We start from the raw sequence: 21423 nt of genomic DNA on the forward strand, positions 1-21423 counted from the left end.
GACCTTGGATTTCACTACGCACTTACGCTGCTTTGGCCTTGTCAGCAGCCTGAGCATAAAGCGTGCTCAGCTTTCAGGGCGAGCCTCTTTCATGTTGATAGCATCTGTCGTCATTCAGGATCGCCCCATTTTCGCATGCCGCTTGCAGCTTTCAGACTGTTGTCAGCCAGGGCCGCCATAAAGGGTCTCGTTTAACGCATTCGGGAGGCTTCATCACTCGACCACATTAATTTCGGGCCGTTCGCCGGCGCTCCGAATGGCACTTAACACCAGATCCTCTCCAAACCCGTGATGATCCAAGAGGAAAACGAAAAATCCCTAAATCATAAAAAAGCACCGATACGGTCGGCTCCAGGCTGATGAAATTGCGGTCTCACTGGCCACGCACGATACTTGCGATGGCGATGGCCATTGCAAAGGCCGGTCAAGCACCCAAGACGCTGACAAGCACGCCTCCGACCAAAGCTCGATCGTTGGCAGCCTTTCTAGCCGTATACTTGGGGCATTTTGGGACGGCGATCCGGACGCCGATTAAAACCTGCCGGTCGTCTAAATGGAATGGTTGGTCCGGGTCCTTACTGGACCTGCGCCAACCCGATCGGGCCGGCGCACAGGGGCACCCAGACAATTGGACACGTCGCCTTTGCGCGGCGGCTTGCACTTTCTCGGATGGCCTTTTTTCTCCCCGGGCGAAATCGAGCGAGCGGTGAGGCGGAGCCTTCGATTTTGCCGATCATGTCGTGTCGCTTCGATCGAACTGCTCAGACGATGATAGCGGCATTGATTGCCGCGGCCGAAATGCGTTGTGTGAAGTACGATTTCTACGCCGTATACATACTGCCGTACAGTTCGCCCTGTCAGCAGCCTTGCCAGCAATCCGCCCTGTGTCCAACTGTCGTCGAATTCACCGGTGTCATTGAGGAATTCGTATGATCGCCTCGAAACCATCATTGCGACCGCGGGCGGGCGACGCAAGCTCTAGACTGCCACCGATCCGCTGGATAACCATGTTAGCGATATGTAGACCAAGGCCTGAGCCCGCAGCAGGAGTAGCACCACGACTAAATCGCTTTGTAAGCCCTTCGAGGTCGGGGAGGGGCACCACCGGTCCGGCGTTTGCAATAGCGATGGTTCCATCAGTTTGGACGGAAACTGTTGTCGGAACAGTGGGCAGTCCATGTATCAGCGCATTCTCGATCAGGTTACGAAGGAGGATCCCAAACGCATCGACATCCACTTTGCGCATCAAAGTGGGGCAGCCGTCGACGTTAAGATGCAGGCGTCCGGCATATTGCGGCTTTTTCCTCAGGTCATCGATTTCCAGCCGAACCGATCGGACAAGATCGATCGCGTGATCCGCCATGCCAACCCCCGATTCGGCTTGAGCGAGCTGAAGCACTTTTTCGACAAGGCGGCCAAGGCTCGACAGCGCTTGCTCGATGCCGCGCGCACGCATTTTGGCCGACCCATTGGGAAGCTCGGCCACTAATCTCTGCATCTGAGCGATTGAACCTGCGATCGGCGTGCGCAGTTCATGCGCACTGTTTGCGGCGAACTCGCGTTCGGCCTCGAGAGCCGCCCGCAGACGATCGAGAAGCCGATTGACGGATGCCGCGATTGGAGCCAACTCTGCCGGGAAATCGCCCAAGTCCATTGGTGACAGATTGCCGCCGTCGCGCGATCCGATCTGCTGTCGCAGTACCTCGATTGGCCGCAGCGAGCGCCGGATCACGATCCACCAAACAGCTAAGCTAAAGGGCAGGAGCACGAGTGTCGGAAGGAAGACAAAAAGTGCGCCCTTCGCGATTGTGGTACGGCGGCCATCAAGCGGTTCGGCCAACTGATGATACACGCCGTCTTGGATCTCCTCTGTGTAGACGCGGTAATCAGCGTTTCGCCAAAAGCCGTTACTCAGGGGAGCATCAGGGAAGGGCTGCTGACCCTCTTCCGGTTCAGAAATAAGCACTACCCCGTACTTATTAATAACCTGCTCACGATAGGTCCAGTACTTTTCATAAGTTGGCAAGTGGTTATTGTATTGATCAACGTGTTTTCCATTCAAGACCTTGATCAGCTCTGGTTCTCTGTACTCTGCGCTCCCCTGGAGCAAGTCATCCGAACTTTCGTTTACATTATTGCAAAAAATGAACGCAGCAATGGTTGGGGCGGCGATCCAAACCAGGAGCGTTGCCCCGCCTAACCACGATATCAGCTTTCTCGTCATGCTGTTCGAGTTCGTCATGTGACCACGAGCCTGTATCCGGAGCCACGCACGGTTGCTATTCTATCCCCGCCGATCTTCTTGCGGAGCCGGCTGACATAAACCTCCACTGTGTTGCTCTCGAACTCCGAATTGAATGAATAAAGCGCGTGCTCGATCCTCCCCTTTGAAACGACCGAACCGGGCCGGCGTAGAAGGCAGTCGAGCACCGCCCATTCGCGTCCAGACAGGTGGACCTCCTGCCCGTCGCGGAAGAGGCGTCGCTCGGCTGCCTGTATGGAAAGCGTCCCAACCGAAAATTGCGGCTCCGGAAAATGCCCTTGGCGACGTGCCACTGCACGGATGCGTGCCGAGAGTTCCCCCAGATCGAACGGCTTGACCAAATAGTCGTCGGCGCCAGCGTTGAGCCCCTCGATGCGATGCGAAATCCGATCGCGGGCTGTCAGAATGATGACCGGCGTTGTATCAAGCCCCTTGATCAGCTCCCGCAGATAGTCGATGCCATTGCCGTCCGGCAGGTGAACGTCGAGCAAAATAACGTCGTAGCCGGCCACAGCTGCATGACCGCGCGCTCCGGACAGGCCCTCGGCCCAGTCGACCGCGTGGCCACCAGCCACCAAATGATCGTGCACAGCACTTCTAAGGTCGTCGTCGTCTTCAATGAGCAGTATTCGCATCAGGCTGCCGAGCTCCGGTATGAGGGCAAGGCTCCTGCCTTATTGATCGAAGCTGACAGTAGGCTGAACCGGCGCCAGCGAATATCTGGGGGCTTTCAGGCTGCTGTCAGCTACAATTGCAAGAAAGGGGTCGTTAACAAAGCCAAACGAAGAGGCCTTATGAAACCCCTCCTGATCTCGGCACTTTTGCTCAATGTGACCACCGGCGGCTGTACACTGGTTGGCGGGCAATTCGACGTGGCGGTCAACGAATGGCAGCCGCGCCACGCGTCAATGTCCAGGCTTGAAACTGACAGGTGTCTTAAATACGAGGGCACCGTAGCGGGTGCCTCCAGTTATCGAACAGTGCCTAGCAGGTCAGAAGTGCACTTTGACCATAGGGGTCGTCCGTATTTTCGGCGCTCGCGAACAGAGTCGACGGTCAATCGATGCGCCACTGCCAGAGTCTGGAACGGTCAAGTGTTTGTTATCCCCCGTCCGGGCCATATTCTCTGCCGAGGACCAAGAAGGCCCTATTTTCGGTGCCCACGAACAGAGCCAACGGTCAATCGATGCGCCACTGCCAGGGTCTGGAACGGTCAAGTGTTTGTGATCCCCTGTCCCGGCCGTGTTCTCTGCCGAACTCGCCCTTGTAGTCGGCACACCAAAGATCGTTAGGGCGACAGCCGTTTGAAAGTGGTGTCCCCGTCGCCCTGTTGCGCCTGCGCTTGCGGCGCTCGACCATGCCGTGGCGGTCGAGCACGGCATGCACGGCCGAGATCGCGGGCCGGTGCACATCCGGATACAGCCGGGCCAGCCGCTCGCGTATCTTCGGCGCACCCCATGTCGGCTTGTCTTGCTTGAGGCGCACAATCAGCTTCTCGATTTGAAACGGAAGCTGATTGGCGTGGCGATAGGGCCGCCGCGATCGGTCCGTCAGCCCTCCAGGCCGCTGTCGTTGTAGCGCGTGAGGATCTTGTAGCCGGTCTTGCGCGAGATATCGAACTCCCGGCAAAGCACCGCCATCTTCTCGCGTCCAGCAGCCGGGCGACGAACTTCAGCCGCTCTTCCATGACGTTACACTCCTTCCAAGGCACCTTGCTCTCCTTGCAAAGGGCCGAAAGTGTAACCCATCTATCCGGAATGAACTGTCACCCATCTCTCGGGAAGGAAAGTCATGGCCAAGGCAACTGGAAGCCGAATTTTCTTTTAGAGTATGAATCAGCGCCGTCTGCCGAAAAGCGCGTCCACGATCTTCCCTTTTGAAACGACCGTGCAGGGCTGGGGCAGACGGTAGTCGAGCACCGCCCATCCGCGTCAAGTCAGGTAGACCTCCTGCCCGTCGCGGAAGAGGCGTCGCTCGGCTGCCTGTATGGAAAGCGTCCCAACCGAAAATTGCGGCTCCGGAAAATGCCCATGGCGACGTGCCACTGCATGGATACGCGCTGAGAGTTCCCCCAGATCGAACGGCTTGACCAAATAGTCGTCGGCTCCAGCGTTGAAGCCCTCGATGCGATGCGAAATCCGATCGCAGGCTGTCAGAATGATGACCGGTGCCGATTCAAGTTCCTTGATCAGCTCCCGCAGATAGTCGATCCCATTGCCGTCCGGCAGGTGAACGTCGAGCAAAATAAGGTCGTAGCCGACCACAGCTGCATAATCGCGCGCTTCGGACAGGTTCTTGGCCCAGTCGACCGCGTGGCCACCAGCCACCAAATGATCGTGCATAGCACTTCCAAGGTCCTTATCGTCTTCAGTGAGCAGTATTCGCATCATGCTGCCGAGCTCCGGTATGAGGGCAAGGCTCCCATCTTATTGGTCGAAGCTGACAATAGGCTGAACCGGCGGCAGCGAATTATTTGGGGAGCTTTCAGGCTGCTGTCAGCTACAACTTGCAAGAAAGGGGTCGTTAACAAAGCCAAACGAAGAGCCCCTATGAAACCCGTCCTGAACTCGGCACTTTTGCTCAATGTGACCCCCGGCGGCTGCATCAGCAAATTGATTTGGGAAACAGGCGCGCCGGTTCTAATGACCGACGCAGGCCGAGGTCTGGAGCTGGACCAGCGAACGGCGTCTTCGGTTTTTCAGGCAACAGCCACATGGAAGAATATGATTGGCTCGACCATGCGCCGAGCTTTGTCGAACGGATTGGTCGCGGGCGCACTACCACAGATTATGGCAGGTTTACGCCCTGGCCTTGACACCCGGGGTGATCGTCACCGGCGGAGCCGCGGCGTACTGATCGGATATCTAACGTCGCTGAGTCTCTCGTCGGTGCAGTGGATCTCTCGGCTTAGCCATCATGCAAAAAACGACGGTTCCGCGACACCACTTTTCAGGTCCGTGACACAGGCTTTGTGAGCCGATCTGTTGTTCTTACCCCAGGCTAATGGCTGAACAGCTCTGTCGCCGGCTCGATGCGCCAGATGGCGCGATGTTTTGAACCCTTTCACGAGGCGACGGCAGCAGCCGACCGGCTCTCCTATCGCGGCTCCCGCGATCCACACACCCAACAAGGGAATCTACCATGGTAATGAAGGCACCGGTTGCCGACGCTAGGAATGGGTCGGTAGTAGATCGGCTGGTCGGCATCGACCTCGCTCGGGGCCTGGCTGTCTTCGGGATGTATGCCGCCCATCTCGGTCCCGACCCCGGCGAAGGAGGACTAGTCGGGTTTCTGATGGAACTAACCCATGGGCGGCCGTCGGCCCTGTTTGCCGTATTGGCCGGTTTTTCAATCCTCCTGATTACAGGTCGCAAGGCGCCGAAGTCGGGGATAGCCGGTAGACAGGCCATCGCCAGAGTCGCAATTCGTGCCCTTGTTTTGCTCGCGCTTGGCTCAATCCTGGGCTGCCTCGGTACCCAGGTCGAAGTCATCCTAGAATACTACGGAATTTGCTTCTTGTTGGTATTGCCGCTCCATCGGCTCAGCGCATATCAGCTGGGCTTGATCGCTGCCGCTACGGCATTAGTTCTCCCGCAAGTCCGTTCCTCCCTTCTGTCGGTTGCCCCCAACCTCCTCGACCCGGTCTTCAACCTCATGGTCAACGGCTACTATCCCGCGGTGACCTGGGTTCCTTTCCTCATCGCTGGCATGGCCATCGCGCGCCTTAATCTTAATACGCTAGCAGCGCATTGGCGCCTTGGTCTGGCGGGGGTCGCGCTGGCCGTGTTGGGCCATGGGGGATCCTTGCTCGCGCTGAGTTCCCGCGCTTTGACTGAAACCTCCTTGTGGTGGTCTGACGTTGACGGCGCTTTTGAGCCTTCCAAGTCGTCATTTATAGTCAAGTCGTCATGGATAGCCGCACCTCATAGCGAAACGACGCTTTCGATCGTGGGCAGCACCGGTTGCGCAATGATCATCTTGGCGGCTTGCATGCTCGCTGTGGATGCGCTCCCGCGTCTGCGAAAGCTGGTCTGGCCAATAATCGCAGTCGGCTCGATGTCTTTGACGGCCTATGTGCTGCACATTGCGGGAATAGCCTATCTTATGAAGATAAACATTTTCAAAGACGAGAGCCTGTCCACGCTCTTTGGCTTCGTTGTGGTTATCAGCACTTTTGCGGTGCTTTGGCTGCGCATCTTCCAGCGAGGACCGATGGAAGTGCTGATGGGTAGGGTCGCAGATCTCGCGCGTCACATCCGCTGAGCACCGCCGCGCCCCGGCCTCCCGATCACATTACGGACAAGGTGGGGCTTTGTCCAAAGCTTGTTCGCGGCAGGGGAGGGTACTTCCTCCCAGCCTGCCGCCTTGTTGATGGAAGCTAAAACGGTCGCGCAGGCGCTAGAGTTGCATCGGCATAATCAGCTTAAACTCGCGAAGTTAAACCCGCGGTTGGTCTATCTCGGCCCGCCTCACCTGAAAGGCTAAGGTATCCGTTTCGGTCAAGGGTTTTAGGGGCCATTTTCGCTGCGCCTTGAGGAGAGCGTTTGCTAGGATGAGGAGCTTTCGCAACAAGATGATGACCTTTGCGGGTTTGCCTGCCGCCTTTAGCGCCTGGTATTTTGCCTTGAGGTCGGGGTTGAAGCGCAGGGCGAAGGGCCGGGCATGTAGAGGGCCTGGCGAACATTGGCCCGGCCGCCCCGGATGAAGGCGCGGCCGCTCCATTTTGCCGAGGCCGGCGAGGCTTGCGGCCTTTGGTTCCGAGTTCCGGCATGTCGATGGTGAGTGTGCAGGCGGTGGCATCCGATGCGCCATATGCTGGTCAGGATTTCGCGGCGCTGGACAGCGTCGGGATCGGCTTTCATGAGGGTAAGCATCGTCTGATCGATATCGCTGAGTTCACGTGGATCTGCTTCCAGCCACTCGTTGTTGTGGCGCCTGAGCAAGGCAAGCGGTCAAGGTCTGGCTCTGGTGCTGGCTGCGGTGCGATCCCCGCACGGGCCAGGTGCCGATCGTGTCGACGATCCACCTCGCCGCGACCAGAGAGCTGCTACTCTCTTCCGCTGTTCATTCTGGCCTCTTCGCAATGAATGTCATAAAATCACCTGTCGCAATTAATGGTTTTTGATTTGGCTCCTACAGCTGGCAGATATCGCCGAGAGTTCCGCAGAGAGCGTCGAAAGTTTTGGCCGCCTTCTTCCGCAGCCGCGCCTTGAGTTTTGAGCAGACCTGTCTTGATCGGGTTGAGATCGGGCGAGCATGGCGGCAGGATCAGGAGCCAGTGCCCCTTTGGCCAACCAGTGGGCGGCGCGTACCTTGCCGACAATCTGGGGTTCCGAACCCGACAGTTGGTTTTCAACCCGACAGTGGCCCGCCTCAGAGCAGGCTACCGCCCTTCGGAGCAGGCAGAAGCTAATCGAGGTTCGCGGGTTCCGGTTTGAATGTGCAGGTCGCTGCGCGCCTGATCTTTCGGTCTGGCGGCACATGACAAAAACTCTCATTTTGGCCGACGATACCCGGTCAGGAGCGGGTATCGCAGTCGAGAAGCGACCCGAGCACGTCCACAAGATGTGCCGAGTTTGCAAGGTGTGTCATTGTTTCTGTCAACGTTCGAGCGACAGCGCACGACGAAACGTCTGGCATACGCCTCGTCTGGCACGCGCCTCGCATATGTTGCAGTTGCTGCTGGAGATCAGGCGATCGAGTGGGCCTTGCAATTTTCCGATTTTGATGCGCCTAAAGTCTCGTGTACAAATCAGGCTGGCGTGAATGGCCTGCCTAAGTTGCGACTTATTACAAAGGAATGGATATGGCGACTGGAACGGTGAAGTGGTTCAACAGCACGAAGGGTTTTGGTTTTATTCAGCCTGACAACGGCGGTCAGGATGTCTTTGTCCACATTTCCGCTGTTGAACGAGCGGGCCTGTCGACCCTTAATGAGGGCCAGAAGATCAACTACGAGGTGGAACAGGATCGCCGCACGGGAAAGTCCTCTGCAGGCAGCCTCAGCAAGGCTGGCTAACGGTCCGGGAAAGCCTTGGCAAGGTTCGTCATCGCCGGAACGCATTGACGGCTCGAAACCCGGGCCGGAGCATGCAAGTTAATGCCGCGGCAGGGATTGCTGGAGCCATCATGAATTACTCTGGAAATGAGGCTCTTGGACGGGAAAGGCGGGGCTCATCCCCGCCCTTTGATTCCGCGCAGATTGGGCCAACGGCTGCTGCGCGTCCGAACGACTGTTGATACGGATTTAGGCTGCGACCTTCTTGCGGGTCCGTTTCGCCGGCGCCGTGGCTGGGGCTTCCGGCTCTTTCGGTTTGCGGCCGAGTCCCATGGTCTTGGCCAAGGCGGAGCGCGCAGCGGCGTAATTCGGCGCCACCATGGGATAATCCGACGGCAGACCCCATTTGGCGCGATATTCGTCTGGGGTCAGACCATAGTGCGTCGCCAGATGGCGCTTTAGCGATTTGAATTTCTTGCCGTCTTCAAGGCTAATGATGTAGTCCGGTTCGATCGACTTTTTGATCGGGACAGCAGGTTTTTTTACAGGCACAGGCTCTTCTGCCGGTATGAGTCCAGCCGTGCCGTTTAGAGCCCCGTGCACTTGGGCGATCAGGGCAGGAAGCTCCCCCGCCGGGACGGGGTTGTTGGAGACGTAGGCTGATACAACATCGGCAGTGAGCTCGATGAGGATGTCGGTCTTGTGGGGTTCTTCTGTCATAAACTTCTCCGGGCAGCTTGAAACACAGTTGGGCGAAGTGTCGCTTCATAGTGGCGGTTGCCGCTGAAAGCAAATGGATCGACGGGTGCGCTGCTCCTCCACCATTGAAGTCTCGGCGACGCATCCCGTCATCGTCCATCGCTAAAGGCAGCGTATTGAATTATGGGAGCGGTCGCGCCCGCCCCACCATAGCGATACAGCAAGACAATCAAAAAAGCCGGTCTTTGCTTGGCCCCAAATCTTTTCTCCTTTCGTGAACGCTGAGCTGCCAAGCTGCTACAGTTCACCTCGCGGGGCAACCGTGCACAACACAGGAGTTGCCCGAGCGATACATTCTTCACTTGCCGCTTATCAGCGCTGGTGATTGCACTTTGCAGCCTGCCTCCGGACCCGCAGCGCTCACGCTGTTGGTTTTGCGCCTGCAGGCGTCGGAAGTCGGATCGCCGCAGCTAATTTCCTCAGGCGGACGAATTCAACAAATCGATTGTTTGGATCGAAGGCATCCACACCATCGATGCCTCTAGAATATGATCCAGCTACAATCACCGTGCTGTAATGGCAGGGACGGCCAGCACAAGCGCGACACGATCCGGCGGGTCCATCGCTGCGTTACGTATTCATGGCTACTGCATCGGGCGCTCGGTCGACCGCCTTAAGCCAGGTCGCCGCATTGCGAGACGGTGACCGGCGAGGGAGAGGGCGCTCTGGCAACGAAGCGAGGCGGGTGGCCTTGCGGGTGGCCGCGTGATGTCATCCGGCTCTCCTGCCGATCTCTGCCGGCCAGATCTGGAGCAACTGTTTTGCATAGATATGGCTCTCTTCAGGGGGCCATCTATGATGGGAGCCGAGCGCGTGTTCGAGCCGGGGAACAGGCTGCGCATGCACTGTGCCCACCTATTGCGATCGTGCTAACCTTGGTTGTTCGGACTTGCCGTTAAAGGCAAGCGACAGATTGAAGTTATGCTGCACCATCTGATTGCCTGGCTCGTTTTCGAGAGCTCGCCGATACAGGGCCTGTGCCGCGTCATGCCGCCCCTCAATGTCCAAAATCACGCCCTTCGCATTCAATGCACGTACGTTTCCTGGGGCTGCAACCAAGACGCTGTCGAGCACCTCAACCGCTTCGTGCGGGCGCTTCTGGCCCACCAAGGCATTTGTAAGTCGTATCGCCGCATCAACATTGTCCGGGTGCTGCTTCACCTCATCCCGCAAAGCCCGCTCTTGAACATCCTGACCAACTTCGCGCAAAATGCGTTCGCGCATAGCCGGATCGATTTGATCGGCGCTGAGCAACTCGGGGGAAGATGTCTCCTGCACGGAAAGAGCCGGCTTTTGCCAGCTGGCGCAACCGCCCAAAGGCAGAATGGCGAGTACGGCAAAAAGAAGTGAGTTCCGGCGCAGAAACATAGGCGATGGAGAAACTGTATTACTATTCATGTTATCTCTCAGTTATCGGGGAGGCGCGTGGCGTTCAGTTAGGAAAGGTGGGACTACTCTAACAATCCGCTGTTCGATCCGTGCGGGAGTGTGACGGATCCTGCGGGGCGAATTGTAAAGTCGGAGGCGAGGTCTTGATAAGACAGCACGGCGAGATCAACCCCGTTTCGCGTCAGAAAGCCGCGGACGAAACGTCGGACATCCATCGACGTCAACAGAATAGGGCGGGTTTGACCCGGTTCTGCGTTCGAAAGGACCTGACGTATCTGTGATAGCATCGCTTCGCTTTGCCGATCCTCCAGTGCGAGATAGGGGCCTGCATCCGAATCTCGAACCGCGCCACGCATCACATCCTCGCTCTCGCGCTCGACGACCAGGGCGGACACGATGCCCTCCGTGTTGGCATGGCGGTGGCAGATCTGTCGCTTCAAACCAGAACGGACATATTCCGTCAGCAGGGCAACGTTCTGCTCACGCTCGCTCCATTCGGCCAATGCCTCCAACACGAGACGGGTGTGGCGGATTGGGATACCTTCCTCCAGGAGGCGGCGCAGAACATCGGCAATCCGAGGAATCGGCGTCGTGCGTAGCACCTCTTTCACAAGCTCAGAATATTCCTGCTCCATTCGGCCCAGGAAATGTCGGGTCTCTTGGATGCCCACCAATCGCGGTGCGTAGCGGGTCAACGCTGCATGGACGCGCAAGGCGAGGAGTTCGCCGGGAGCCCTATGCTCCGTGCCGGCGCCCGTAAGGGCCTTTGCAGGGGTATGTTCAACCGGGAGTCTGTCCGTTTTCGGCTCACGTCTAAGGGGGACACCGCTCGAGTCGACGTGCGCTACATCGGCTCGGAGCGCCATCTGGTTTGGATCTAAGGCGTCCTGTTCGACTGGCACGCCCTCGACATCAATTCGGAATTGCGATTCAGGCAGCTGCTCGTCAACCAAGACAGGGATGCGAGGAACGATAATGCCCAGATCGGCTGTGACCAGGAGCGAAACGCGCCCAATATGTTTTTGCAATTCGGCTTGATCGACCGCCTGCATAAGATCTGGCGCTAGAAAAAATGCGATCGGGAATTCCTTCGCAGGCGCGGCTTGCTTAGGCTCCGCTGCAGTTCCACCTTTCGCATCGGCAGTGCCGGCGCCCAGCACATCAGCCTTGACAATGCTTACCGCAGCGAACACTGCGGCCAGCATCAGAAAGACGGGGAGGGGAAACCCAGGAACGAACCCCATTACAACCAGGACGCCGGCCGCCAGTCGCAAGGCTCGAGTGCTGGCCGTGAGCTGACTGACCATTTCTGTACCGAGGTTGATCCTCGCCGTCCCAGTCACACGGGTGACGATGGTCGCCGCAGTAATGGAGAGCAGAAGGGCCGGAATCTGCGATATCAATGCATCGCCTATCGTCAGCAGAGTGTAGTGATGCAGTACCTCGCCGAAGGACATGCCCTTGGAGAGCAGGCCGATCGAAATTCCACCCAGCATGTTGATGCAGATAACCACCAGCCCGGCGATGGAATCGCCCTTCACAAATTTCATCGCGCCGTCCATCGCGCCATAGAGTTGGCTTTCCTTCTCCAATTCGGCGCGCCGCCGGCGGGATTCGTTGGCATCGATGTGGCCGTTGCGTAGCTCTGCGTCGACCGCCATTTGCTTGCCCGGCAGAGCATCCAGCGTGAAACGCGCCGCCACTTCTGCCACCCGTTCGGCACCCTTCGCGAGGACCATGAATTGCACCATGGTGACGACCAGAAATATGACGAAACCCACCACGATATTGCCTGAAATGACGAAATCGCCAAAAGTATGAATAATGCTGCCGGCCTCCCCCTCGGCCAGGATCAGTCGCGTCGTTGCGACCGTGAGCGCGAGACGGAATACAGTGGAAATCAAAATAACGCCGGGCAAAGAGGAAAAATCAAGTGGAGTACTGACATACAGGGCAACCATCATCAGCAGTATGGCCAACCCCATATTGAATCCTATCAGGGCGTCGACCACCACGACCGGGATAGGCATGACCATCATCGCGACAGCCAGAAGCAGCATCAACGCAACCATTAAATCCGGGCTGGCCGGCGCACGCTTGATGAAGTCACGCAGGACGTTGGCCATCGAGACACCTTTGCAATCGGTTGAGACTTACTCTGCTGTTACGCCATGAAACGTGGCTTTCGAACTCCGAAGGCGCCTCAGCCTTGGCCAGCGCGTGACCCTGCATGAGAGCCACAAGCAGGCGCGAAATGGCTGGGCAGCAAATGTTTCCAACGCAGCCAGCTTGTCAGCACCGAGCGCGACAGGATGTTTGGCTGGCCATAGAGTGCTGCTTGATGGGGCCTGCGAGCTTTCAATATTGGAGAGCAGCAATGCGGCCATTCCTGCTCAGCAGCACACGGCTGTCCTCAATACGTTCGACCACCCATCCATCAGCCAAAATGGCGCCGACAAAATACTTCTCGCTGTCGATGACAATATATGGTTGGACCCCATGCCACACAGCTTCGACCGCGATTGCGGATGGCGCCTTCTCCTCTTTGATGAGCACTCCGTTCACCAGTGTTAGAGTACCCTTGGTGCGACGATCGAACGATTGCTGAAGCTTCTGCCAACTGATGACCGATTCAGACGTGACGGTGCCTTCGGCGGTCACAACACCCTTTGCCGACCCAATCTTGACGTCGAGAAGACCCGCTCGATCGACTTCCTCCTGCAGCTCTTGGGCCGCTGCCTCCGTAAGTTCATTGTCAGCGCGGTGACTGATCGTTCTGGACGCGACTTCAGCCCGAAGTGAATTGGGGCTCGATCCACTTGCATTGCCAAGATAGGAGATCGTGCCTGAAAGCGCGCCGATCCCGAGTGAGCTGATTATGACCATGGCGAGCACACCGATCGGTAGGCGCGGTATGCCGGTCGAACCAGGCGGCTCTGCATCCTGCACGGACAAAGCAATGGACATCTCGCCTACGAGCAGGACGACAGGAAGGGGCACAACAACGGACTGGCCTGCGGCGATATTCCGGTTGCCCTCGATACTGAGTCCGGGTGCAAGCGCCTCCAGTTCGATCGACTTGCCAAGAAGAGTTACACGAAGGTGATGCGGTGCCAGTCCCTGCTCGACAAAGACCAAATCGGCATCGAAGCCGCTGCCGATTAAACACTTTTGAAGATCCGTCTTGCCGGTCAGACCGCAATAGTGCCCCGAACGCACTTCGAAACGGAGGGAAACGGCGTCATCCACAGAGCATCTCTCAAACAGGATAGAAGCCGCATGGCAATTGCCATGCGGCTCATTTCGGGACTACGTCGCGTCAATAAGGAGACGCGCTAGGGGGCAGTCTAAAACCCGCTTCCGACATTACGAAACGCGTTCGTCGGCGGCCTTCTTGATGGTCTGGAGATTGGTCGTTAGAGTGCGCAACTGGACACTCCTTTTCGTCGCCTCCAAGCTAACATTGGTTAGTTCCTGCACTTGCGCCTGAAAAGCAGTAGCATCAGCTCCGCTTGTATTGCCGGGAGTGCCACTGTTAGTTTTATCGGTATTGCCGGCGCTACTGGTATTGGTATTGCCTGATTTTTTATTATTATCAACTGCAGCCATGATCATTCCTTTTTCTGTTGGAGTTGTGCCGTCAATAACGGCCTGTATGACCTCACGCCGGATTTCCCGCGTCAGGCATCTTCTGTGTCATCCAAAGCTTCATCGGCCTCAGCCATCGCATCGTTCGCGAATTGGAACGCGAACGATCGCAGGATACTTTGGAAGGCTTCACTTTGTGCTGCAGACTGTGAGTTGTCTTGAAGTTGATCATTTGAAACGGTCCGGTTATCCGCCCGATCGTTCCCGCCAGCTGCCTTGCCATCATTCCCACCAGCTGGCTTGCCATCATTGCCATCAGCCGGCTTGCCATCACCAGAATGCTCGGATTTCGAATCCCCATGGCCCTTTCGGATCAAGGAAGTCCCGAGGTTGCCAACTCCACTCCCAATTGCTGCTATCATCAGGTACTCCGGCATTTGCCATTGGCGGCGACGTGTTAAAGGTTAGCCTCGATCAAGCTAAGGGCGGGAGCTTTCGAGAACCTGACGGCTTTTGACAAAAACCGGCCAGCGCAAAAACGTATGCTCTGCAGGATGTTGCTCTCGCATCGAACAGTCGACCACGATCTCGGCTGTTCGGCCAATCCCGCCGTCCACGCATGCCGCGACCGAATGGCAGCCGCAGCAGCTCGTTTGCATCCTCGATGCTGTGGTGTCGAACAGGAGACACGGTCCACGTGCTGCATGACCGCAATGACCGTATTCTTGCTGGCTCCACGGGCGCACGCAACGAGCAGGAACTCGGTCTTTGCATCACCATTCTCTCGCCTGCACATCACGGCCCGGCGCGGTGAGCTCATTGGCTTCGAGAAGGTCGGCGACCGTACGAACATGGGATGGTCTGCCGGCTTTGGGAGGCCGGTGCGGATCCTCTTCTCACCATATCGAAAGCTTGAAGCGGTCGGATTTTCTTGCCCTGTTCGTGAGAACTCCCATCGTCAGCTAATCGTCAGCCAAGCGGTCTATCTAGGCCGGCCGTGCCTGACCTTCGGATCCAAAGGTCCCGTCTCGACACTTTTTGTAACTATAGATCGAAATGGTCCGCGTGATACGCAACGCACACGCTTCTCTGAAGCAAATGTGTGACTTTGTCGGTGGCGAACGAGAGGAGTGACGCATCAATAAAATCGTCAGGCACGTGTCTAGGAAGGGGAGCTAGCCGAGTTGGTCTGATTTCATTCGCTGTTCCTGGAAATCGGCGGACTGAAGCGCTGATAATCTCAGGACATCGATGGCAACGTTGCGAAAGTCCTGTGAGCTCGGGCCAATCTTGGCCTGCTACTGAGAAGCACTTTGGCGGGAACATTACGCCGTCGCGGGTCTGGCTGACCGTGACGTTAACCGAAAGATGCCGCTGGTCTCGTCAGCCGCCAGCACAATAGCAGCACATTCTCGCCTACTACGGAGACGCAATATGAAGGGCATTGGCCGACCACGGAAATCGCAGGCTGAAACTGGAGCCAGCCGCGCGGGGCGGGCGAGCAGTTCCCTTTCGCAATCAAGTCTTGCTGCGGGAGAAGGTGGACAGTCATTCGATTCCGTTGTGGAGCAGATGCGCTCTGGGGACGCCGATAGGAGGCCCTCCTCCCTTCCAGTTGCGCGCGGTCCAGGCGATGCCCGCGAAAGTCTGCCAGGCGCCTCGATTGGCGAAGATCAAATCCTGAACACACCGCCACGTGGAGCCGCTGCGCCACCACGCGGAACCGTAGCGCCACGTGGCGCAGCCGCAAGGCGGCGCGGTTCTCCCTCCATGTCTGAGGGCGAAGCCATGGCGCCGGTCGGTAGCCAACTATCAACCGCGCAGGTGGAAGGCACCAGCTCATCGTCAAATAAAGATATCAGTCCGACACAGCTCAGAATGAACAGTCTTGTTCAACAACTGACTGATTGCGAGGCTGCGGCCAGGAAAACCGACGTCCCCGAGGAGGCGGTGGAGCTGATCAGTGGGGTCGTCGATGCAGCCTCAGCAATTCTGGAGTACCGCGCTAGCCTGCCTGCGGCTGAGGCGCAGACAATTATGCCAGACGACAAGGTGCGTAGATGTTGCCAGATCGTGTGCGACGCCGCGAATGAAGTAGACAAACTTGGCCTGTCGACGATCACGAAATTGGACAAAAAGACCAAGAAAGCGGCAGGTATGGTCGATAAACTCTACTCCTACTCCCAGGCGGACCGGCAGGAGCTGTTGATTTTAAATGTGGAGAACCACCATACGGCGGCAATTAAGTGGTGGGAAAAAAAGGCATGGCGCTCCGAACGGCAGCGATCCGCCTGCGCTGCCACCGCTAGCCTATCCAGTGGAACGCCCGTGATGCGGGAAGCCGAGCGGTGCGCACTGCGGCTGCGTGCCGGCTCGGTACTGAGTGTCAGGATCTGGCTGGTCCGTGAGCGGATCGGTCTTGCGCGGGCCAAGATTGAACTGCGGGCGAGCAGGTTCGAGCCAGATTTGAAGGAACTCCTCGTCGGTCGAAATGGAGTGGTGCAGCTGATGGCAAGCGCCGCTCAAGAAGCTCTTCGCGCCCTCTCTTTGGCGAAGGGCATAATGGATGATGGCAAAACACTCAACGCTCATGATTGCGCGGTTGTAGAAAAAATCATGGAGCGGCTTTCGGATTTTGGATTGGCGTTGCACGAGGTGCATACCAAGCTAAGCCATACCTACCCAGATGCCGGCCTCCCATTGAAACTGTTCGAACGGATCGTGGACGATGCATGGATCACTGCGCACGATGCCATGCACTTGTTGAACCTGCAGTCTCCGCCGTCAGCCATCATGGCGCCACAGGCCCAGGCGGGCGCTGCGATGCCGGCCAGGGCAGGCGCTGCGATACCGGCTGACACTGCTGGTACGGCTGCAGTGTCAGAAGGCACTACAGCGCGAAGGAAAGGGAAGTCAAAGCATAAGTCGGCAGCTCGCGCCGGGACTTCTGCCGCCGGGCAGCCATCAACACCAGTCGCTGCGAACGCCGGCACAGTGCCAGCAGCCAAGGTTCTCGCGCGCTCGGATCAAGTTGCGAGTACACAGGTGAGAGCGCAAGAGGTGGCTGCGAGTTCGTCGGGGGCAGGCTCGACAATCGGGGGCGCCGCGTTGTCAATGGAGGTATTGACGGAGCGGCTCAAACGATTGGACGAACTTTTGCAGTTCGATCTGGCCGGTCAGCAAAGCGTCGTCTCCCAAGTGCGCCAGATGAAGCCTGAGGAGGCCGGTAAGGTCGTGGACGATGTGGCCCAGTACCTGCGAGCCCAGGCCATTGAGATGCAAACCTGTCTCGCCGGGTTGCAGGGGCGTAATGTACGCCTGCTACTCACCTCCACCCAGCTACCCAAAGTGCACGAACGCACAGACCAGCTCAAAGGGTTGCTGAACATGGTGCTGGGACAGGCCAACGCATTGAATGAAGGAAAAGCCGGCATTACGACTGATTGCATGAAGACCTACGCATTTCCGGCGCAAAAATACCTGGAACATTTGTGCAATGCCGACGAATTGATGCCGCCGGAGGCACCGGTCGCGCTGCGTGGCGAGCCAGGAAAGCTGTTTGAGATGAAGCTGCAGCCCAAGATGCTGGTCAATGGTGCGATGCCGAGCCCGATGTGGGTGCACATCCACACGAGTCGCCCCGTCATGGCCAGAAACTTGGAAGGGCTGGCTGATTCCGAATTCACCGCTTGCCACGTTAAATCCAACGAACAGCGCGGCTACAATCGAGAGCGAGAGGAAGCCGATGCTAGGTCCGGTCGCGAGAAGGTCATAATTCATCGCGGCAAACTCACCCCCGCTTTCTGTAAGTCCTTGTTGACCTCAGGGCTTGGCCGCCAACCACGCCATTCGCGTGCCGAGCTCCCGTCGGCGCAGGCTGCATGACAGGGCACTCAGAATGCGGCCGGCCACGCTGTGAGTCAGCGAGCATTTCTCCTGGCCAAACCGCGAATGCCGCTGCGCGAGTTGCGGTCCGGCGATTGGAGTCGATCGGCTACCGTCAGGGCCGATTTGCGATGTCGCGTTACCGGCTGTTGACGTGGCGGCGTATCTTGCCTCCCATCCAACTTATCGCCGAGATCGCGCCGCCAAGATCGAGGCGGAAGGTCTTCCTGCGAGCGCGGAGCAGGCATAGCCGATCCGATCGGGATCGGCGCATCGCAACGACCCAACGGTGTGGTGGAGAAAATTGGATTCGGGAGAGCTCGGTTCCAAGAGGCGGAGTTCCGGCCCGAATACAATCCGCTCGCAAGCACCCACGATGCGCATCCGCAGTTTATTGTCTGGGAGATGGGCTGGATTGCTCGGCGGCGCTGGCGCTAAGGCGGGGCTGTCGCCGGACAATTAGCATTCACTGCCAACAGCCTTGCAACCGTCACCAGTTGCAAGGCTCGGCGGCGGGTCGACAAATCACATGAAATCGTCGTCGGACCCGCTATCGCTGCTGTCGCTATCCTCGGTTTTGTGGAGATAGAGTGGAGGTTTGCCTGCACGCTGCCACTCACCGGCACTGTTCTTCGTCCATTTGTCGGGATGCTGCGTAGGGTCAAGCACCAGGTCGCCATGATCCACTTCAACAAACCCCATCGTCTGCGCGCGCGCTTGTGCTTCCGGATTAGCCGCACGCCAATTCAGCAACGGTCGGTCGCCGTCTATCCGAAGTTGATGCTCCAGCAGAATATCGCCCGCATTTTCGACGAGCGGATGGGCGACTTGAAGATCCACTATGGAAGTGACCTCAGTTCGACCAGGAAATTGTTCCCGCCAACTTTCCGATTCGAACTCGTTCATGCTGAATCCGCCTTCCATTCTCAGCAGTCCGGCACTCCGGTCTCCCAATTGGTAACTGAAATATCGCGCGTGCTCCGTATCTCGACGGATGCCATATTGCTGAGCAACGTCCGCGGTGCGCCTGGCTCGTGACGATACGAACTCCGAATACTCTTGAGGATTGTCGGCGATGTGCGTGATTTCATCACCATGAAATTGCCTCACCTGTCTCCTGAAGGAAGTCCTGTTGATCTCCACCACAGGAGGTCGGGAATTGAGGGAGTATGCTTGGGGAGCCGCCGATGATGAGGCGCCGCTACCTTCCGATCCGGATAAGTGCATTCGGGCAAATGTGTCCGCGAACCCTTCGCTTCCTGCATCCGATTGCTCGCCGGCATTATGCGCGCGGTAACTATCGGATGAGCCACCAATTCGACCATACATGACGATTCGTACTCCTATGTTTCGCAACCGAGCTCAAGTTAGCACGGCTGTTCAACATAGGGCGCTTAGTTGACGACTAGCTGACGAGGGCATTCCAACGGCTGCACCAATCAAATCCGCACTGCCGGCCTCAAAACCTCGGACTGCGCCACGCACCGGCCAGCAGAGGCTGCAAGGTCATGCCCGGAGGACTTGCCGTAGTTGCTGGGTGGCAGATCCGAGGGGAGTGATTGCCCCAGGCCCGCGGTTGCGCGGTTGGCCTGACAGAGACACTGGGGCACGGATGGCCAGCCGACATTTGCCACTAGCATGGAGCCAGGTCAGTTTTGAACTGGGCAGTCGTGGACTTCCATGACTAGGCCAAGCCTGCGGCAAAGAATGCTTTCGCGACAGGCTGGAAATATTGCATAGGAACCGCGTGGCCGAGTTTTGTAGTGCCTATCAGCTGACGCGCTAAGACATGGTCATGGACGATCGTCAGGCGTAGTGCCCGCGCCTCGCTCAACACATGTGAAACGCGCTCACCTTCGGCACGGCAAACTAAGAACGGCACCCCGGTTTCACCGCGAACGTAACGCAGACCGATCAGGACCGCCCTTCCTGTTAAGACCAGCGTGGCGCGATGCACGCCAAGCGCAGGCTCGTCGGCCGCCTCCTCGCGGATGCGACGCTGTTCACCTTTCAACTCTGGCGCTCCTTGCTGATCCTTCGACTCGCGCGTCACTTCGGTATTGGTCATGCGCATTTCGCGCAGATACAACGCGCGCTGGAGCAGAAGATCGATCAGTCCGCCGACCAGCAGTGCGCCGGCGCCAATTCCCATCAGCAATTTTGTCTCCATAAAGATGAGGCCAACACAGCCCATGCCGCAGATCGGCAGAGGGACCATTGTCTTCCACATCCCGAGAAGGACAATGGAAAAGGTTGCGCTGAGAACCAATACCTTGAACATGGTCTTGCAGACTTCGACCATGGAACGAGCAGACCCCAAGCGCTTCAGCCCTTCAAAGGGGTCAATTTTCTTAAAGCTGAGCTTCATCGGCTCCAGAGAGAAGACAAATCCACCATTGGCTAGCAGGCTGGCCAAAATCACCGCGGCGACAAGGGTTCCAAGCAGCGGGCCAACAGCCGCGACTGTGAGTTGGACGAGCACAACCAATGCCTGCGGCACCGCGGTATCGAAAGGTAGGCTCTGCAACTTGGTGGCTAATAGGAGCGCTTCCCGGCATTTGTCCTCGATCACGCTGCCTCTTAGCCAAAGGTAGCCGAGCCCAGCGCAAGTCCCGACCGCGCGGACGAAATCGGAGCTACGTGGCAGCTGTCCTTTTTTGCGCGCTTCACTTAACTTCTTCGGGCTGGCGGCGTGTGTCTTCTCTTCACTTGTGTCGCTCATGGCAGCAATTTGTCGAACCACTCCAGCACGCCGTTGGCACGTGTGACCTCCAGTTTCATGCTCTCCACCAGATAGGCAGCGTAGGTGACCATGAGAACTGGAAAGACAATGTTCTTGATTGCCGGAGACAGTTGGCTCGCCTTAAATTGCGGGGCAAAGCGACGCAGCAGCATCATCGATATATCAATCAGTATCAGGAAGAACACGACAGGCCCCGAAACCAATAATGCCGTGCGCATTATGCTGTCGAGAAGCCCCAACAACTCCATTGCTCCTGGCCCGCTCAGTGTCGGGTGAAACTGATACACCGGCCAGATCAAGTAGCTGCGGTACAGGACACTGATCAAAGTTTCCAGGCCTCCTGATCCGACGAATATGGCAATCGCAGTGATCCCCAGAAAAACGCCCATCGCGGAAGCCTGACTGTTCGTCGCGGGATCGGCCGAAGCGGTCGGGCTGCTGATGCCGCGTTGGTTGTCGATAAGCTCCCCGGCAGCCTGAAGGCCCCAAAGCGGAATGCCAAGAAAAGTGCCAAGGAGTACACCGACAAAAACTTCCTTGAATCCGAGCAGGGTTAGCTGGATCAGGCGCGTATCAGGATCCAGCGCCGGCAATCCGCCGCTGACGTGTGCCAGGCATGGTAGTGCGAAGCCAACAGCCAAACAGCCCCGGATCAGCCCACTGATCTGCGAGCGTGTGAATACGGGAAAGATCAGCATGATGCCCATCGCGCGGGCTGCCCCAAGACCTGCCGCAACGACGAGTTCGAAAGCCGTCTGGATCAGAATTTGAATATCGGCCGATGGCGCGTCCATGGGG

Annotated in this window: 15 protein-coding genes and 1 pseudogene; 3 read left to right on the forward strand and 13 right to left on the reverse strand. The window is 57.6% G+C overall.

Translation table 11 applies throughout. The features are described from left to right. Nucleotides 1–913 precede the first annotated feature (913 nt). The 4 genes and pseudogenes from CK227_RS29420 to CK227_RS29435 all read right to left on the reverse strand — a co-directional run bounded on the left by CK227_RS29420 (nt 914) and on the right by CK227_RS29435 (nt 4653). The gene (locus tag CK227_RS29420; RefSeq protein ID WP_063169275.1) at nt 914–2242 is read right to left on the reverse strand and encodes a HAMP domain-containing sensor histidine kinase; all 1329 of its coding nucleotides are present in this window, start codon (nt 2240–2242) and stop codon (nt 914–916) included. Then, complete coding sequence (locus tag CK227_RS29425) at nt 2239–2898, reverse strand: response regulator transcription factor (protein ID WP_024505389.1); 660 nt, start codon at nt 2896–2898, stop codon at nt 2239–2241. The genes CK227_RS29420 and CK227_RS29425 overlap by 4 nt, the downstream gene beginning before the upstream one ends. 619 nt (nt 2899–3517) lie before the next feature. Then, nucleotides 3518–3950: pseudogene (locus CK227_RS29430) on the reverse strand (helix-turn-helix domain-containing protein); the annotation flags it as partial. A 244-nt stretch (nt 3951–4194) separates the two neighbouring features. Then, nucleotides 4195–4653: a response regulator transcription factor gene (locus CK227_RS29435; protein WP_224570033.1), complete on the reverse strand. Its 459-nt coding sequence runs from the start codon at nt 4651–4653 to the stop codon at nt 4195–4197. A 751-nt stretch (nt 4654–5404) separates the two neighbouring features. Between CK227_RS29435 and CK227_RS29440 the strand changes: the two genes are divergently transcribed. Together CK227_RS29440 and CK227_RS29450 are read left to right on the forward strand one after the other, a co-directional pair. After that, nucleotides 5405–6526 carry a DUF418 domain-containing protein gene (locus CK227_RS29440; protein ID WP_063169274.1) on the forward strand — a complete coding sequence of 374 codons (1122 nt, stop codon included), beginning with the start codon at nt 5405–5407 and terminating at the stop codon, nt 6524–6526. Between the two features lie 1543 nt (nt 6527–8069). Then, nucleotides 8070–8282, forward strand: coding sequence for a cold-shock protein (locus tag CK227_RS29450; protein WP_008874821.1), 213 nt, complete (start codon nt 8070–8072; stop codon nt 8280–8282). Between the two features lie 228 nt (nt 8283–8510). Here CK227_RS29450 and CK227_RS29455 read toward each other — a convergent pair whose 3' ends face one another. The 6 genes from CK227_RS29455 to CK227_RS29480 all read right to left on the reverse strand — a co-directional run bounded on the left by CK227_RS29455 (nt 8511) and on the right by CK227_RS29480 (nt 14419). Further along, the gene (locus tag CK227_RS29455; RefSeq protein WP_024505385.1) at nt 8511–8981 is read right to left on the reverse strand and encodes a MucR family transcriptional regulator; all 471 of its coding nucleotides are present in this window, start codon (nt 8979–8981) and stop codon (nt 8511–8513) included. 894 nt (nt 8982–9875) lie between these two features. After that, entirely contained in the window at nt 9876–10418 is a 543-nt protein-coding gene (locus CK227_RS29460) for a tetratricopeptide repeat protein (RefSeq protein ID WP_082826568.1), read from the reverse strand. Between the two features lie 53 nt (nt 10419–10471). Then, nucleotides 10472–12535 (reverse strand): type III secretion system export apparatus subunit SctV, encoded by a 2064-nt coding sequence (sctV, locus tag CK227_RS29465; protein WP_063169272.1) that lies wholly within the window; start codon nt 12533–12535, stop codon nt 10472–10474. Nucleotides 12536–12767: 232 nt separating this feature from the next. Continuing rightward, nucleotides 12768–13658, reverse strand: a complete 891-nt coding sequence (locus CK227_RS29470) for a hypothetical protein (protein WP_024505382.1) — start codon at nt 13656–13658, stop codon at nt 12768–12770. A gap of 117 nt (nt 13659–13775) precedes the next feature. After that, nucleotides 13776–14018 (reverse strand): nodulation protein NopA, encoded by a 243-nt coding sequence (locus CK227_RS37545; protein WP_224570034.1) that lies wholly within the window; start codon nt 14016–14018, stop codon nt 13776–13778. A 71-nt stretch (nt 14019–14089) separates the two neighbouring features. Next, nucleotides 14090–14419 carry a hypothetical protein gene (locus tag CK227_RS29480; RefSeq protein ID WP_081714433.1) on the reverse strand — a complete coding sequence of 110 codons (330 nt, stop codon included), beginning with the start codon at nt 14417–14419 and terminating at the stop codon, nt 14090–14092. 1348 nt (nt 14420–15767) lie between these two features. Between CK227_RS29480 and CK227_RS29485 the strand changes: the two genes are divergently transcribed. Next, nucleotides 15768–17882, forward strand: coding sequence for a hypothetical protein (locus CK227_RS29485; RefSeq protein WP_224570035.1), 2115 nt, complete (start codon nt 15768–15770; stop codon nt 17880–17882). Between the two features lie 525 nt (nt 17883–18407). On the opposite strand, the gene CK227_RS29490 is transcribed toward CK227_RS29485, so the two are convergent. The 3 genes from CK227_RS29490 to sctT all read right to left on the reverse strand — a co-directional run bounded on the left by CK227_RS29490 (nt 18408) and on the right by sctT (nt 21419). Beyond that, the gene (locus tag CK227_RS29490) at nt 18408–19211 is read right to left on the reverse strand and encodes a hypothetical protein (protein ID WP_024505378.1); all 804 of its coding nucleotides are present in this window, start codon (nt 19209–19211) and stop codon (nt 18408–18410) included. Between the two features lie 355 nt (nt 19212–19566). After that, a complete protein-coding gene (locus CK227_RS29495) occupies nt 19567–20604 on the reverse strand; it encodes an EscU/YscU/HrcU family type III secretion system export apparatus switch protein (RefSeq protein WP_024505377.1) in 1038 nt (345 codons plus the stop codon). Next, nucleotides 20601–21419, reverse strand: coding sequence for a type III secretion system export apparatus subunit SctT (gene sctT, locus CK227_RS29500; RefSeq protein WP_063169270.1), 819 nt, complete (start codon nt 21417–21419; stop codon nt 20601–20603). Before sctT ends, CK227_RS29495 begins: the two co-directional genes overlap by 4 nt. Nucleotides 21420–21423: the final 4 nt, after the last annotated feature.

It is taken from the genome of Mesorhizobium sp. WSM4308, from assembly GCF_002294905.1.
GTDB lineage: Bacteria > Pseudomonadota > Alphaproteobacteria > Rhizobiales > Rhizobiaceae > Mesorhizobium.